Origin of the sequence: Frankia sp. AvcI1 (assembly GCF_001420875.1) — a bacterium.
Lineage (GTDB): Bacteria > Actinomycetota > Actinomycetes > Frankiales > Frankiaceae > Frankia > Frankia alni.
Genome location: NZ_LJFZ01000029.1, coordinates 1 through 14483 on the forward strand (window position 1 = coordinate 1; position 14483 = coordinate 14483).

A 14483-nucleotide genomic window follows, 5' to 3' on the forward strand; every position below is an offset into this window, starting at 1 on the left:
TCGTGGAGCGGACGTCGCGCGGCGAGTACTCGATGGACCCGTACTCGAAGCTGCTCAAGGAGCGGATCGTCTTCCTCGGCGTGCAGGTCGACGATGTGTCGGCGAACGACGTGATGGCGCAGTTGCTGTTCCTGGAGTCGGAGGATCCGGACCGGGACATCTCGATCTACATCAACTCGCCGGGTGGGTCGTTCACGTCGTTGACGGCGATCTACGACACGATGCAGTTCGTGCGGCCGGACATCTCGACGATCTGCATGGGGCAGGCGGCGTCGGCGGCGGCGGTGCTGCTGGCGGCGGGGACGCCGGGCAAGCGNTTCGCNCTGGNNNACAGCCGNATCCTGATCCACCAGCCGTCGGCGCAGGGGGAGGGCCAGTCCAGCGACCTGGAGATCCAGGCCCGCGAGATCCTGCGCGTCCGCGCCCTGCAGGAGACCCTGCTCGCCCGGCACACCGGCCGCAGCGAGACCGAGATCCGCCGCGACACCGAACGCGACAAGATCTTCAGCGCCGCCGAGGCCAAGGAGTACGGCCTCGTCGACGACGTCATCACCAGCCGCAAGTCGACCACGGTCCGCCCCGTAACCGGCGCGGCGTGACCTCACCCCGGTGATCCGACCGCGGATCATCCCGTCAGGTCGGATCACCGGGCGGTGTCCTGAATCTAGGTTTCCAGATTGATCGTAGGTTGTGGTGACAGGCGCTTGAGAAGGACCGTTCGTTCGACGACCGCGGAATCTGGTAATGCCACGGATCATCGCGCAGTGGAATGTGTGCCATGAGACTGCTCGTCCTGGGTGGTACCGCCTGGCTCGGTCGGGCTGTGGCCGAGGCGGCGCGCGACGAGGGTGACAACGTGGTGTGCCTGGCCCGTGGTGAGTCGGGTGAGGCCGCCGAGGGTGTGCAGCTGGTTCGCGGTGATCGTCGCGATCCGGCCACCTACGATCTCCTGCCGGGGGAGTTCGACGCGGCGGTGGATGTGTCTCGCCAGCCTGGGCAGGTGCGTGGCGCGGCAGCGGCGCTGGAACCGCGCTGCACACTGCCGGTGGACACGAAGATGAAGTGCGAGCGCCCGGACCACCGAGTTTCGGCGCCTCGATTCGGCAGCACCGCTAGGGTGATCGTGTGGACCAGGATGGCCGGCCACCTCTCGGCTCGTCGTTCGGCGCCGCGGCGGTGGCGTACGCCGAGCACCGCCCGGACTACGCCCAGGCGGCGGTGCGGTGGGCGCTCGGGCGCGCGCCCGGTCCGCGCGTGCTCGACCTCGGCGCTGGGACCGGCAAGCTGACCGCCACGCTGCTCGCGCCGGGCGCCGAGGTCATCGCGGTCGAGCCCGACCCGGCGATGCTGACCGAGCTGCGCCGCGCGCTGCCGGCCGTCCGTGCCCTGCCGGGCAGCGCCGAGGCGATTCCGCTGCCGGACGCGTCCGTCGACGCCGTGCTGGCCGGCAACGCCATGCACTGGTTCGACATGGACGTCGCGGGACCCGAGATGGCCAGAGTCCTCGTCCCCGATGGCGTCCTTGCCGGCCTGTGGAATGTCGTGGACGACCGGGTCGACTGGGTTGCCGGGCTGGCGCAGGTCAGCGGACGTGCGGCCATCGGCCCGCGGGACACGCCCACCGGCTGGCGGGCTGAGACGGCCGGCATGCACCTTCCCAGGACCGGCGTGGCCGCCCGGTTCGGCTCGCCGGAGCAGGCCGAGTTCCGGCATGGGCAGCGTCGCAGCGCCGACTCCCTCGTCGCGACCCTCGCGACGAGGGCGGGAATGCTGGTCATGCCCGAACAGGAACGCGAGGTCACGCTGGAGCGGATCCGCGATTTCCTCGCGAGCCGACCGGAGACCGCCCGCGGCGCGTTCACCCTGCCGATGCTGACCTGCGTGCTGCGCGTCCGGCGGCTGTGAAGGTCATCGGCGATCGACAATGCGCTAAGGAGACCTCTGACTCCCCACCGGCGCCGACCGCCGCTGTGGAGGGTTCGACGCCGACGCTCAGGTCAGTCCGCGGCCGCGGTCACGGCTGCCTCGGGCAGGACCGGCGCCCAGGGCCACGGCGGGTCGGGGATGGTGCGGCGTAGTGCCGGGGCGACCTCGGACTGGAAAAGCTCGAGGCTCGCGCGGTGCTCGGCGGGGGGCAGGCCGCCGGCCTCGGCGTGCAGGTGCAGCACGCTGTGGCCGAACTGCTCGTGGTAGCGGTGGACCTTGTCGATGATCTGNTGGGGGCTGCCGATCAGCGCGGAGCTGCGTTCGATGAAGTCCTCGAGGGTCGGGAACACCGGCTCCATCCCCATCGAACGTTGGAAGGCGAGCTGCCCGGCGAACACAGGCGCGTAGGCGGCCACGGCGTCCTGCGAGCGGGGGGCCACGTGGAAACCGGCCGTGCCGGCGCCGACCGCGGCCAGCGCCGGGTCGTGGCCGTACTCCGCCCAGCGCTGCCGGTAGTAGTGGACCAGCTCGGCGTAGGGCTCGATCGGGTTGGTGACGTTGGCGGAGAACAGCGGATCGCCGTAGCGGGCGGCGAGGTCCACCGATTCCCGGCTGGTCGCGCTGCCGTGCCAGACCCGGATCGGCTGCTGGTACGGGCGCGGCCAGACCTCGGCCTCGTGCAGCGCGGGCCGGTAGCGCGGCTGCGCGGTGATCGTGTCCTGCCGCCAGATCTGGCGGAACAGCTCGTAGGACTCGGCGTTGNGGTCCCACTGGTCCTCGGGGGTGACGTTGAACAGCTCCCGCTGCGCCGTGCCGTTGCCCTTGCCGATGATCAGTTCGAGGCGGCCGTCGGAGAGGTTGTCGAGGGTGGCGTAGTCCTCGTAGGCGCGCACCGGGTCGAGCAGGCTCAGGGTCGTCACCGCGGTGAACAGCCGGATGCGCGAGGTACGCGCCGCGAGGTGGCTGAGCACGACCGGCGGCGAGGAGGAGATGAACGGCCGTTCGTGCCGCTCACCGACGCCGAACCCGTCGAAACCCAGCTCCTCGGCGAGCACCGCGCTGTCGACCACCTCGCGCAACCGGTCCCGGGCGGACGGCGTGATGCCGGTGACCGGGTCCGGCCGATGAACAATCAGGGTGATGACCAGGAACCGCATGCTGCCCTCCCGGGGTGTCCGACGGTCAGCCTGCGAGGACGACCGAAGCCGACCGGCGGACGGTCGGCCCGCCCACAGGCCGTGGGTTCGTCGGCCCGCCGGGCCGGCCGGCACAGACGGGGAGCCCGCGGCGGGCGGCGCGGATTGCTCCGGCGGCGCACCCGGGGGAGGAACGGCGGCCGACCCGCGCGCCGGCCGGCACGACGACCCGGCCCGCGCCGAGCACGGCCTCGTACCCGGCCGAGAGCCCCAGGTTCGGCGACACGCCGTGCTGGTGCGCCGACGAGGCGAGCCCCGGACCGGTGACGGTGCCGTCGCCGTCCCAGATCGCCGCCTCGTCCCCCGCGAGTAGACCGTCCCCCGCGAGTAGACCGTCCCCCGCGAGCAGACCGTCCCCCGCGAGCAGGCCGCCCGCCGCGGCACGGGGTTGGAACGGGAGTGACGCCCACGAAGGGCGCGAGACGCTCAGCTGCGCGGTGATCGGCTGGCCGACCTCGGCCGGCGGGGCGGGCGGCGCGGCGGGGGCGATCTCGGGCTCGACGCGGGCGAGTTCGAGGCGTACCTCGTCGAGCAGGTCCGTCAGGCGCACGCCGAGCGCGCGGCAGATCGCCGCGAGGATCTCCGAGGAGGCCTCCTTGCGGCCCCGTTCGATCTCGGACAGGTAGGGCGTCGACACCAGCGCCGCCGCCGCGACGTCGCGCAGGGTGCGTTGCTGGGCCAGCCGGCGGCGCCGCAGCGCCTGCCCGATCAGCCCGCGCAGCAGCGGCACCTCGACCTGCTCGGCCATCGCCACCCGGACCACCTTCCGACGCCCGCGGAACCGCTCAGAAGCCGAGGGTATCCGCTGCCGCGTCGTCTCATCCGCTGATGTCGCCGTCCGGTCCGTCCAATCCGTCCCGCCCGGCCGGCCCCTTGGATCCGTCCAGTCCGCGCAGGTCGTCACGGCGGATGCAGCAGTGCACGCCGACGACCTGGTCGACGACCTGGCTCACCGCGAAGTCGCCGGCGGCGGACAGGTAGGCCAGGGCGACCTGCGGCGGCAGTGCGAACCGTTCACGCAGGAACGCCACGGCGTTGCGGGTGGCCGCGCGCATCNCCTCGCCGAGGTCCGGGTCGAGCCCGGCGACGATGTGCAGCGCGTCGGTCTGCGCCCACGGCGCGCTCAGGGCTCCGGCGGTGCGGCGCACGGACTCGTCGGAGTGCACGGTCAGGCGCAGCAGGGCGCGCAGCGGTGCCTCGAACGCGGTGAGCNCCACCTCGCCGTCGCCCTGGGCGAAGTGCGGATCCCCGGCGTAGAACAGCGCGTCCGGGACCTGGACGGGCAGGTAGAGACGGGCGCCGACGCCGAGGTGGCGGATGTCGAGGTTGCCGCCGTGCGNCCCGGGCGGCACCGAGTGGACCGGTCCGGTCGTCGCGACCGCGACCCCCATGATCCCGAGGAAGGGGCGCAGCGGGAAACGGATCTCGCGGCCGTCGCCCACGGGCAGCACCCCGGCCTCGCCGCGGGTGTGCGCGACCAGGCACACCGGCGGCACCGCGGCCCCGGGCGGCAGGCCCGGCGGCGCGATCGGCATCTCGCCGGGCAGCGCCCCCCGTCCGTGCCGGTTGCTGATCACCCCGTAGGGGGCCCGGCGGACCAGGTCGAGCACCTCGACCTCCAGGACGTCCCCCGGCCGGGCCCCGGCCACGGCCACCGGGCCGGTGACCACGTGCGGGCCGGCGACGTCGGGCTGGTGGCGTCGGCCGCTGCCCGCCAACGCCAGCACGTCGTCGAGCAGCGCGTCGGCCGGGATGCCCGCGGCGCCGAAGAAGGCCCGCGGATCGCCGCCCTGGTCGGCGAGCAGGCCCTCGTGGCTGATCGTGTCGATGCGGACGGCCTGCCCGGAGGGCACGGTCAGCACCGGTCGGCTCGCCGCGTTCGGCAGCAGCCCCCACCAGACCTCGTCCGGCCGGGACGGCAGGTAGGGCTCGCCCGCCGGGACCCCGATGCCGCTGTGCAAGACAGTCACGGGCCGGAACCCTGCCACGCCCCGATGTCGGCGTCGTTACCGTCGTGACCAGCGCATCCCTGGCCGCATCGGGTAGCCGCGACGCCCACCGGCATCGCGGGCGGGCGTCGTGGGCGGGCGTCGCTGGCTGGCCTCCCGAGCTGCCGGGCTGGCATCCCGAGCTGGCATCCCGGGCAAGCATCGCGATCGGGTCGGCGCCCAGGGCGGTCGCCACCGGGCCGCAACGGCTCGGTAATGCCGCGGCAAACGGCCGGCCGCAGGATGTTCGCGTGGTCAACATCCGGCTGGGTGGCCCCCGGAACTCGTGGGCGGTGTCGTCCGAACACGTCGATCTGCGCCGCGTTCCGGTCGCGCCGCTGCCGGCCACCGTCGACGCCCGCCCGCAGCGGCTCACCCTCGACCTGACCCGCACCGCCGTCGTCGTCGNCGACATGCAGAACGACTTCTGCCATCCCGACGGCTGGCTCGCCTCGATCGGCGTCGACATCACCCCGGCGCGCCGGCCCATCGCACCGCTGCGCCGCGCCCTGCCGGTGCTGCGCGCCGCCGGCGTCGCCGTCGTCTGGCTGAACTGGGGCAACCGGCCGGACGCGGCGAACCTGCCGCCCGGCGTGCTGCACGTCTACAACCCGGACGGGGCCAGCGGCGGCATCGGCGCGCCGGCCCGCCCCGGCGGCAGCCCGACGCTGCAGGCCGGAAGCTGGTCGGCGGCGATCGTCGACGAGCTCGCGGCGCAGCCCGGCGACGTGCACGTCGACAAGTACCGGATGAGCGGCTTCTTCGACACGCCGCTGGACGCCGTGCTGCGCAACCTCATGGTGACGACGCTGCTGTTCGCCGGGGTGAACTCCGACCAGTGCGTGCTGGCCACCCTGACCGACGCGGCCTGCCTCGGCTACGACGTCGTGCTGCTCGAGGACTGTGCGGCGACCACGTCACCGCCGTTCTGCCACGACGCCACCGTCTACAACGTCGCCCAGTGCTTCGGGTTCGTCGCCTCCTCGGCGTCGTTCACCGACTCCCTCGCTGATCCCGTCGATCCCGTCGCTTTCGCCGAGTCCGCCGGGCAGGGGTGAAGCCGTNCCGACCACCCCGATCCTGATCACCCCGGACGCCCTGGAGATGCACCACATCAGCGCCGGGGACACCGTGCGCCTCGGCGTGCTCGCCGGGCCGGAGGTCTCGCCGGTCACCGTCATCCTGGAGTCCTGGGACGTCGGCGGGGCGCAGCCGCCCAACAGTCATCCGGCGTCCACCGAGCTGTTCGTGTTCCTGCGCGGGCACGGGGTGGCCGTCTGCGACGGCACCGAGGTCGCCGTCGCCGCCGGCGGCACGCTGGTGCTTCCGCCCACGTCCCTGCACCACATCACCAACACGGGACCGGGCCGGTTGTATGCGCTGACCCTGATGAGCCCGGACGACGGGTTCGCGGCGATGGTGCGCCGCGGGCCCCTCGCCGGTACCGACGACGAGGACCGCGCCGTCCTGGCCGCCGTGCCGTCCACCGTGCCGTCCACCAGGCCGTCGACCGTGCCGTCCACCGCGCCATGACCGGCGTCGACGCGGTGGCGGTTGCTGCGGCGGACTGGTTCGCGCTGCGGCCCGTCGCGGCCCGGACCTGGCTGGTCGCCGAGCCCGGCCACGTCAACTGCTTTCTGGTCGAGGGCGACGAGCGGGCGGTGCTCGTCGACACCGGGCTGGGGCTCGCCGACGTGCACGCGGCGGCCCGGTCGTTGACCGACCGGCCGATCCTTGCCGTCAACTCCCACGGTCATGACGACCATCGCGGCGGCAACTGGCTGTTCCGCGACGTCGCGGCGCACCCGCTGGCGACACCGGCGGTGACCGCACCGGTGCCCGCCGAGCGGCTGACCGCCTACCTCACCGTCGCCCGCGAGCAGTACGCCGCCTACGCCCGGCTGCGCGCCGACGACGAGCGGTTCTTCCACCTGCTCACCGAGGAGACGACGCCGCGCCCGCTGCCACCGTCCGCCGACGCCTGGACCGTGCCCGCGGGGCCCGCGCCGGTCGCGCTGGCCGACGGCGAGCGCATCGACCTGGGCGGCCGGGAGCTCACCGTGCTGCACACCCCCGGCCATTCGCCGGACTCGCTGTGCCTGTTCGACGAGCGCGACGGCCAGCTGTTCGCCGGCGACACGCTCATCACCGGCGACTTCTGGGTGCACATGCCCGACGCCGAGGTCGACGTGTTCGCCGCGACCCTGCGCAGCCTCGCGTCGCGGCTGGCCGGCTCGGTGCGGGACATCTACCCCGCGCACACGCTGCGGTACCGGGTCGGCCCGGACTTCCTGCGCCGCACCGCGGACGCGTTCGAGGCGGTCGCCGCCGGCAAGGCGCCCGGCCGCCCCGGCACCGACCTGCTGCGCCGTCCGGCGCTGCGCCACGACTTCGCCGACTTCAGCATTCTGCGTCCCCTCGGCGTTGAGACGGCGGCGGCCGCGTCGGCGGCGGCGGCCGTCTCGGCGGAGGAGGGGGCGCAGGCGGAAGAGGGGGCGCCGGCGGAGCTGGCCGCCATCGACCCGGCACTCGGCGCCGCCTTCGCGGCCTACGAACGGGCCCTCATGGCCGGGGACGTGGCAACCCAGCAGGCGTCCTTCTCCACCGGTGCGGACGTGGTGCGCGTCGACGGGGACGGGCCACTGGTGGGGCCGTCGGCGCTCGCGGCCTACCGGGCAGCCCGGCCCACCCCCGGCCCGCGCCGGCTGCGCGCCCTGCACGTGGTGCGCAGCCCCGGGGAGACCGTCGTCACCGTGTCGACGAACGAGCNGCTGGGACCTGACGGCCGGATCGTCGGCCTCAGCACCCAGACCCAGGTGTGGGCCCGCACCGACGACGGCTGGCGGGTGATCGCCGCCTGCGTCTCCCCGATGAGTGACGGGAACCTCTCCGGTGCTCCGGTGGCCGGCGCCTCGTGGGCCGGCGTCCCGTCGGCGGACCCGCCGGGGATGGAACCGCCGGAGGGGCGTCGGTGAGCCTGGACGACGGGTGGCCGCGGGCTGTGTGGCGGGAACACGGTGACCCGCTGCTGGCGCCGACCGGCTGCGGCCCGCTGGACGGGCTGCGGGTTGCCGTGAAGGACCTCTTCGCCGTCGGCGGGTACCGGATCGGCGCGGGCAACCCCCGATGGCTCGCCGAGGCGCCGGTGGAGCCGGTTGACGCGCAGGCCGTCTGGGCGCTGCGGGCCGCGGGCGCGGCGATCGCCGGGATCGCGCAGACCGACGAGCTCGCCTTCTCCCTGTCCGGGGCGAACGTGCACTACGGCACCCCGCCCAATCCGGCGGCCCCCGACCGGGTGCCCGGCGGGTCGACCAGCGGGCCCGCCTCGGCGGTCGCCGCCGGGCAGGCCGACGTCGGGCTGGGGACCGACACGGCCGGGTCGATCCGGGTGCCCGCCTCCGTCTGCGGGCTGTACGGGCTGCGGCCGACGCATGGCACGGTCGGGGCAGGCGGCGTGCTGGGGCTCGCCCCGTCCTTCGACACGGTCGGCTGGCTCACCGCCGATCCGGGCCTGCTGCGCGCGGTCGGCAACGTCCTGCTGCCGCCGCCGGCAGGTGCCCCCCGGCCGGCGGCGCGGCTGTTCGTGGCGGGGCCGCTGCCGGCCGCGGCCGTCGGCACGCTCACCGACGCGCTGGGAGCGGACGTCCGCACCGGGGGAGTCCACGAGCTCGGCGACATCCCGGGACTGGTCGCGGCGTTCCGCGTGGTGCAGGCCGCCGAGGCGTGGCGGCTGCACGGTGCCTGGATCACCGCGCACCCCCGCGCGCTGGGTGCCGACGTCGAGGAGCGATTCCGGTTCGGCGCCGGGGTCGACGCGGGCGCCGAACGCGTCGCCCGACGCCAGATCGCCGCCGGGCGGGCGCGGCTGCTGGACCGGCTCGGCGCCGACACCTGGCTCGTGCTGCCCGCCGCCGGCGGTCCCGGCCATCTTCGCGGCAGCGGCGCGCGTGATCGGGACGCCTGGCGCCAGGCGACGCTAGGCTGCACCGTTGTGGCTAGTGCGTACGGCCTGCCGAGCTGCGTCCTGCCGACCCCCAGGACCCAGGGCGGACCGGTGGGACTAGCCCTGGTCGGCCCGCCCGGCGCGGACCGGGGGCTGCTCGACGCGGTGGTGGCCGCCGCCGCGGCCGCGTCGTGACCGCTTTCGCGGAGGATGTGGGCGTCCGGCTCGGCGGGGCGGTCCGCGCGCAGCGGCACGCACTCGGCCTCACCCTCGTCGACGTGGCGGGCCGGGCCGGCCTCAGCCATCCCTTCCTCAGCCAGCTCGAGCGGGGGCTGGCCCGGCCGAGCATGCGGTCGCTGACCGCGATCGCCTCCGCGCTCGGGACCAGCGCCCAGGCCCTGATGGCCGCGGCGGAGGCGAACGTCCCCCTCGTCGAACCGGTCAGCGTGGTGCGCCACGACACCGTCGCCGTGGACTCGCCCGGCGGGTCGGTCCGCAGCCTCGTGCGCGGCGCCCGGGCGATGCTGCCCTCGGAGTACACCGGCGCCCCGGCGTCGTTCCACGACTACTTCCAGCACGACGGCGAGGAGTTCGTCTACGTCGTCTCCGGCCGCATCGAGGTCGACGTCGACGGCGTGCTGCACACCGTGGCCGCCGGCGAGAGCGTCTACTACGCCGGGGGAGTGCGCCACCGCTGGCGCGGCCTGGACGGCGAGCAGGTGCGCCTCGTCGTCGTCCAGCAGAACGCCTGACCCCCACCACCTGGGCGGCCATACGTTTAGCGCCGCCGAAATTCGGAGCTGACGGNCCCGTCACGCACCCGCGCGACGATGTTGATCCCGTCAACATTCGGAGGCAGCGTGCGGATCGGCGTGTTCCTCTTCGGCGGCGTCGAGATGGCCGACGCCGGGCTCGGTGGCACCGAGCCCACCGAGCGCCGCTACGACCAGGCGGCGATCGAGCACGCCCACCGGGAGCTGCTGTCCTGCGGGGAGCTGGCCGAGCGGCTCGGCTACGACAGCTTCTGGCTGACCGAGCACCACTTCCAGCACGAGGGCTACGAGGTCGTGCCGAACGGCCTGATGTTCGCCGCCTTCCTCGCCGCCCGCACCGGCCGGATCCGGATCGGGACGATGTTCAACGTGGTCGGCCAGTGGCATCCGTTGCGCCTGGCCGAGGACTTCGCGCTGCTGCACAACCTCAGCGGCGGGCGGGGAATCCTCGGCGTCGGCCGCGGGACCGTGCCCCGCGAGATGCTGCCGCTGACGGCGGGAGCGGTGTCCGTCGGCTCCTACGACAACCCGTCGGCGGCGGCGGCCGACCGGCTCAACCGGGAGATCACGGAGGAGAGCCTCGACGTCCTGCACGCCGCGTTCACCCACGAGNGGTTCAGCTACTCGGGCAGGCACTTCTGCGTGCCGCCGCCGGGGATCCCGGACCGCGGCGGGGAGGTCCGCGANCTCACCCTGGTGCCCCGTCCGCGCTATCCGTTCCAGACCTGGCAGGCGGTGACCAGCCCGCCGACGCTGCGCGCCGCGCCGACCCGCGGCTTCGGCGGCGTCTTCTGGCTGCGCGAACGACACCGCCTCGCCGCCGACTGGCGGGCGTTCGCCGAGACGTTCGAGCAGGTCCACGGTCGGCCGCTCGAACGCGGGGAACGGCGGATGCTCGTGCTCAACGTCGCCGTCGGCGACACCCGCGCGCAGGCGATGGCCACCGTCCGCGCGGGCCATGACGAGTTCTGGCGCTTTCTGGCCCCCTACGGCTGGGGTCGGGGCTATGTGGGCCCGGACGGGCGGCCCGCCGACGGCTCGTTCGTCCCCACTCTGGAGGACTCGATGGCGCAGGGGCCGTGGGCGGTCGGCACCGCCGACGACGTCGCCGCGCACATCGTCGCCCTCGACGACCTGCTCGGCCTGACCGACCTGGTGATCTTTCCGGGCATGCCCGGTGATCCCTACGACCGGGTCCGGGAGCAGATGGAGCGCTTCGCCCGCGACGTGGCCCCCCGGCTGCCGACGGCAGCCCTGGCACGCACCCCCGCTTCGGGCCTGTTCGGCCCAATCCCGTCCGAGGAGCCTGCATGAGCCGTCACTTCGCCGACCTGCGCGCACCCGAGGCCGCCGGGCTCTCGCCGGACGCGGTCGCCGTGCTGCCCATCGGGTCGATCGAGCAGCACGGCCCGCACCTGCCGCTGTCGACCGACCTCGTCGTCGCCGAGACGCTTGCCCGGGACGCCGTCGACACCTTCGGTGACGCCTGTGACCTGTGGCTGCTGCCGGCGCTGGCCTACACGAAGTCCAACGAGCACGCCTGGTCGCCGGGCACGATGTGGCTGTCGGCGACGACGCTGCTGGCGGTCCTCGACGACCTGGCCCGCTGCCTCGCGACCACCCCGGTGCGCCGGCTGGTGTTCCTCAACGGCCACGGCGGCAACAGCGCGTTACTGCAGGTCGCCAGCCGCGACATCCGCCTCGCGCACGGGCTGAGCACGTTCGTCATGCACCCGTCCCTGCCGGCGGACCACGGCNGCACCTCGCCGGCCGCGGAGCTCGGCATGGGCATCCACGCCGGCATCGACGAGACCTCGTTGCTGCTGCATCTGCGTCCCGACCTGGTCCGCCTCGATCTCGGGGTGCGCAGCGTCCCCGAGCAGCTCGCGTCGTTCGACCGGGTCCGTTTCGGCGGTGCGGTCTCGTTCGGGTGGCTCAGCGACGACTTCGGCACCGACGGAACGATCGGTGACCCGACCGGGGCCACCGCCGAGCGCGGCAAACGGCTCTACGAGGCGATGGTGGTCGCGGCGGGCCAGTCGCTCGCCGAGATCGCCCGGTTCGACCCGCGACCGACGCGGTGACCCGCACCGCCCAGCGCCCCCCGTCCGGGCTGTCCTCCGCCGACGACCTGCCCGCGCAGGCGGACGTGGTCGTCGTCGGGGGAGGTCACAACGGGCTGACCTGCGCCGCCTACCTGGCCCGGGCGGGCTGGTCGGTCGTCGTCGTCGAGGCCCGCGGCGAGCTCGGCGGCTGCGCCGCGACCGTCGACGCGATCGGCGCCCGGGTGAACATCTGCAACTGCGACCACACGATGGTCCTGGCCAGCGGGATCGTCGACGACCTCGAACTCGGCGCGTACGGGCTGCGCTACCTCGACGTCGACCCGATGGGCATCGCCGTCGGCTGGGGCGACGAGCCGGCGTTCGTCCACTGGCGCAGCGTCGAACGGACCATCGACGGGCTGGCCCGCACGGACCCCGCGGCGGCGGCCGCCTACCGGCGCTACCTGGACGTGGCCCTGCCCGCCGCCCGGCTCGTGCAGTCCGTGCAGGGCACCCGCCCGAGCACCGCGGCGATCGCGGCGACCGCCGCGCGGCGCCGCCTGCGCGGCAGCGCCGCGGTGCTGGACTGGGCCCGGCGCAGCCTGCTCGACGTGCTGACCTCGTTCGGTCTGCCGCCGTGGCTCATCGCCGCAGCCGGCACGAACGGACCGGCCGTGTGGGGCCTGGCGCCGGACGCGCCCGGCAGCGGGCTGGGCGCCCTCGGCTTCGCGATGCGCCACCTCGTCGGCGTCGGCCGCCCGGTGGGCGGCAGCGGCGCCCTGCCCGCGGCGCTCGCCGCCTGCGTGCGCGCCCACGGCGGCCTGCTGGTCACCGGGGCCCGGGTGGGTGGTGTCCTGGTCCGCGACGGTCGGGTACGCGGCGTGCGTCTCGACGACGGCCGCGAGGTCAGCGCCCCGACGGTGGTCACGGCGACCGATCCGCGCACGCTGCTCGTCGACTGGCTCGACGGCGTGCCGGCCGCCGCCCGGCTGCATGCCCGCTGGGCCGCGGCGCCCGCGGTCGACGGCTACGAGTCCAAGGTTGACGCGGTCGTCACCGCCCTGCCGGCGCTGCGCGCGGTGGCGCGGATCGGTGCGGACGTGCTGCCCGCCGAGGCCCGGCAGGTGCCGACGACGATCGTCAGCCCCACCGTCTCCCAGCAGGTCGCCGCCGCGGCGGCGCGCGGGCGCGGGCTGGTCAGCGACCCGCCCATGTTCCTCGTCAACACGCCGTCGGTGCTCGACCCGTCGTTGCGGCCGGCCGCTGACGCGCACCTGCTGAGCCTGGAGGTCCTGTGGACGCCGTACACGCTGCGCGGCGGCTGGACCGACTCGACCCAGCCGTGGTCCTGGCTGCGCCGGCTGGCCTCGTTGGGTGACCCGGGGCTGGTGGCATCCGTGCGGGACTGGCGCGCGATGACCCCACCGGACTACGAGCGCGAGTTCTCCCTGCCCCGCGGGTACGCCCCGTCCTTCCCGGGCGGCGTCGTCGCCGCGCTGCTCGGCCGCCAACGCGAGCTCAGCCGCTACCGCACGCCGGTGGCCGGGCTCTACCTCACCGGCGCCGGGACCTTCCCCGGCGCCGGTGTGTGGGGCGCCAGCGGCCGCAACACCGCCGAGGTCGTCCTCGCCTCCCGTCGCCGGGACCGTTGAGCCGAGCCGGCGCGACCGGCCGACCGGAGACCGAGACCGCTCCAGTGGTCCCGACATTCATGCCCGGACCGCCGTCATCCCGTTAAAGCGCGGTGTGCGTACGATTTTCCGGTGACCCTCATCCCAGAGACCCACCGCGACCTCGCCCAGAACGCCGAGGTCGCGATCCTCACCACCCTCGGCCCCGACGGCGCTCCNCAGACCACGGCCGTGGGCTACCTGCTCGACGACGGCGTCTTCCGCATCTCGGTCAGCTCGGACAAGCAGAAGCTGAAGAACCTGCAGCGCACGCCGCAGTGCTCGCTGTTCCTGCTGGACATCACCAACGTCTACCGCACGGTGGAGGTCCGCGGCACCGCCGAGGTCATCCTCGACGACGACTACACCTGGGCCGCGAAGATCGCCGAGAGCCGCGGCCGCACGGCCGACGACATCCGCAAGCTCACCCCGCCCGGCGAGCNCCGCTACAGCATCGCCGTGACCCCGACGAAGGTCAACACTTTCGGCTGAGCCCGCGGCCCACTCGGTCACGGATCCGAACATCTGTTCGACATCGGGGCCGGGTAAGTCCTAGCGTTGACGCATGACCTTCGCCACCCGTCCTCGGTCGCCGCTCGCATGGTGGCTGTTCGCCCTCGCGCTGGTCGCCGTGCGTCGACGCGACGGTTCAGGACGGTGTGGCGGGGGTGGGGGCGGGGAGCTTGCCGGGGTTGAGCAGGCCGTCCGGGTCGAACCGGGCGGCGGCCTCACGGACCAGGTCCAGGCGCCCGTGGTGCAGCTCCCAGGTGTGCGGGTCGTCGACGTACACCTCGACGTCGGCCAGCCGGGCCATCCGCTCGTACAGGTCGTCGGGCCCGTCGTAGCGCAGGAACAGCATCGAGACCCAGTCGCGGCCGTTCGCGGTGAGGAAGCCCTCCAGGTGGATGAGCGACTCGGGGGCGAGCGCGGCGACCTCCGCGC

General features: G+C 74.2%; 12 protein-coding genes and 11 pseudogenes. 17 read left to right on the forward strand and 6 right to left on the reverse strand.

All coding sequences use genetic code 11. The features are described from left to right. Positions 1-2 precede the first annotated feature (2 nt). The 3 genes from UK94_RS64195 to UK94_RS24430 all read left to right on the forward strand — a co-directional run. Positions 3-316, forward strand: a 314-nt coding sequence (locus tag UK94_RS64195) for an ATP-dependent Clp protease proteolytic subunit (RefSeq protein WP_268761600.1), incomplete at its 3' end; no start/stop codon positions are given. A 22-nt stretch (positions 317-338) separates the two neighbouring features. After that, the coding region (locus UK94_RS64200; protein WP_235489632.1) for an ATP-dependent Clp protease proteolytic subunit at positions 339-599 on the forward strand (261 nt) is incomplete at its 5' end. Positions 600-1125: 526 nt separating this feature from the next. Further along, entirely contained in the window at positions 1126-1905 is a 780-nt protein-coding gene (locus UK94_RS24430; protein WP_055751689.1) for a class I SAM-dependent methyltransferase, read from the forward strand. Positions 1906-1997: 92 nt separating this feature from the next. On the opposite strand, the pseudogene UK94_RS64205 reads toward UK94_RS24430, so the two are convergent. From UK94_RS64205 to UK94_RS64220, 6 genes and pseudogenes are all read right to left on the reverse strand, one after another. Further along, a pseudogene (locus UK94_RS64205) lies at positions 1998-2216 on the reverse strand (LLM class flavin-dependent oxidoreductase); the annotation flags it as partial. A gap of 1 nt (position 2217) precedes the next feature. Further along, a pseudogene (locus tag UK94_RS64210) lies at positions 2218-2688 on the reverse strand (LLM class flavin-dependent oxidoreductase); the annotation flags it as partial. A 1-nt stretch (position 2689) separates the two neighbouring features. Continuing rightward, positions 2690-3083: pseudogene (locus UK94_RS64215) on the reverse strand (LLM class flavin-dependent oxidoreductase); the annotation flags it as partial. A gap of 25 nt (positions 3084-3108) precedes the next feature. Next, positions 3109-3870 (reverse strand): helix-turn-helix transcriptional regulator, encoded by a 762-nt coding sequence (locus UK94_RS24440; protein WP_235489681.1) that lies wholly within the window; start codon positions 3868-3870, stop codon positions 3109-3111. Between the two features lie 309 nt (positions 3871-4179). After that, positions 4180-4334, reverse strand: a pseudogene (locus UK94_RS74945) (acetamidase); the annotation flags it as partial. A 1-nt stretch (position 4335) separates the two neighbouring features. Beyond that, positions 4336-4461 (reverse strand): annotated as a pseudogene (locus UK94_RS64220) (acetamidase/formamidase family protein); the annotation flags it as partial. Between the two features lie 1058 nt (positions 4462-5519). Between UK94_RS64220 and UK94_RS24450 the strand changes: the two are divergent. From UK94_RS24450 to UK94_RS74955, 14 genes and pseudogenes are all read left to right on the forward strand, one after another. Then, a pseudogene (locus UK94_RS24450) lies at positions 5520-6168 on the forward strand (cysteine hydrolase); the annotation flags it as partial. Between the two features lie 46 nt (positions 6169-6214). Then, on the forward strand, positions 6215-6643 hold the full coding sequence (locus UK94_RS24455; protein WP_063845345.1) for a cupin domain-containing protein: 429 nt from the start codon (positions 6215-6217) through the stop codon (positions 6641-6643). Then, positions 6640-7879 (forward strand): DUF3225 domain-containing protein (locus UK94_RS24460; protein ID WP_235489634.1); only part of this gene is annotated, 1240 nt, incomplete at its 3' end. The genes UK94_RS24455 and UK94_RS24460, both read left to right, overlap by 4 nt. A gap of 1 nt (position 7880) precedes the next feature. Further along, a pseudogene (locus tag UK94_RS64225) lies at positions 7881-8085 on the forward strand (DUF3225 domain-containing protein); the annotation flags it as partial. Beyond that, positions 8082-9248, forward strand: coding sequence for an amidase family protein (locus tag UK94_RS24465; protein WP_235489636.1), 1167 nt, complete (start codon positions 8082-8084; stop codon positions 9246-9248). The pseudogene UK94_RS64225 and the gene UK94_RS24465, both read left to right, overlap by 4 nt. Further along, positions 9245-9805 (forward strand): XRE family transcriptional regulator, encoded by a 561-nt coding sequence (locus UK94_RS24470; RefSeq protein ID WP_041939474.1) that lies wholly within the window; start codon positions 9245-9247, stop codon positions 9803-9805. The genes UK94_RS24465 and UK94_RS24470 overlap by 4 nt, the downstream gene beginning before the upstream one ends. A 108-nt stretch (positions 9806-9913) precedes the next feature. Next, the coding region (locus tag UK94_RS64230; protein WP_235489637.1) for an LLM class flavin-dependent oxidoreductase at positions 9914-10438 on the forward strand (525 nt) is incomplete at its 3' end. Between the two features lie 84 nt (positions 10439-10522). After that, positions 10523-11140, forward strand: a complete 618-nt coding sequence (locus UK94_RS64235) for a hypothetical protein (protein WP_235489685.1) — start codon at positions 10523-10525, stop codon at positions 11138-11140. Then, on the forward strand, positions 11137-11583 hold a 447-nt coding region (locus tag UK94_RS64240; protein WP_235489639.1), incomplete at its 3' end, for a creatininase family protein. The genes UK94_RS64235 and UK94_RS64240, both read left to right, overlap by 4 nt. Before the next feature lies 1 nt (position 11584). Then, positions 11585-11910 (forward strand): annotated as a pseudogene (locus tag UK94_RS64245) (creatininase family protein); the annotation flags it as partial. Then, positions 11907-13523, forward strand: coding sequence for an NAD(P)/FAD-dependent oxidoreductase (locus UK94_RS24485; RefSeq protein ID WP_055751696.1), 1617 nt, complete (start codon positions 11907-11909; stop codon positions 13521-13523). The pseudogene UK94_RS64245 and the gene UK94_RS24485, both read left to right, overlap by 4 nt. A gap of 111 nt (positions 13524-13634) precedes the next feature. Next, positions 13635-13720 (forward strand): annotated as a pseudogene (locus UK94_RS64250) (PPOX class F420-dependent oxidoreductase); the annotation flags it as partial. A gap of 1 nt (position 13721) precedes the next feature. Further along, a pseudogene (locus UK94_RS24490) lies at positions 13722-13983 on the forward strand (pyridoxamine 5'-phosphate oxidase family protein); the annotation flags it as partial. 1 nt (position 13984) lies between these two features. Further along, positions 13985-14033 (forward strand): annotated as a pseudogene (locus UK94_RS74955) (PPOX class F420-dependent oxidoreductase); the annotation flags it as partial. Between the last annotated feature and the right edge of the window lie 450 nt (positions 14034-14483).

What these genes read in the sequence shown, in the direction of transcription:
- UK94_RS24440 (WP_235489681.1), bottom strand. Translation starts at nt 3,870, where the DNA reads ATGGCCGAGCAGGTCGAGGTGCCGCTGCTGCGCGGGCTGATCGGGCAG.
- UK94_RS24455 (WP_063845345.1), top strand. Translation starts at nt 6,215, where the DNA reads ATGCACCACATCAGCGCCGGGGACACCGTGCGCCTCGGCGTGCTCGCC.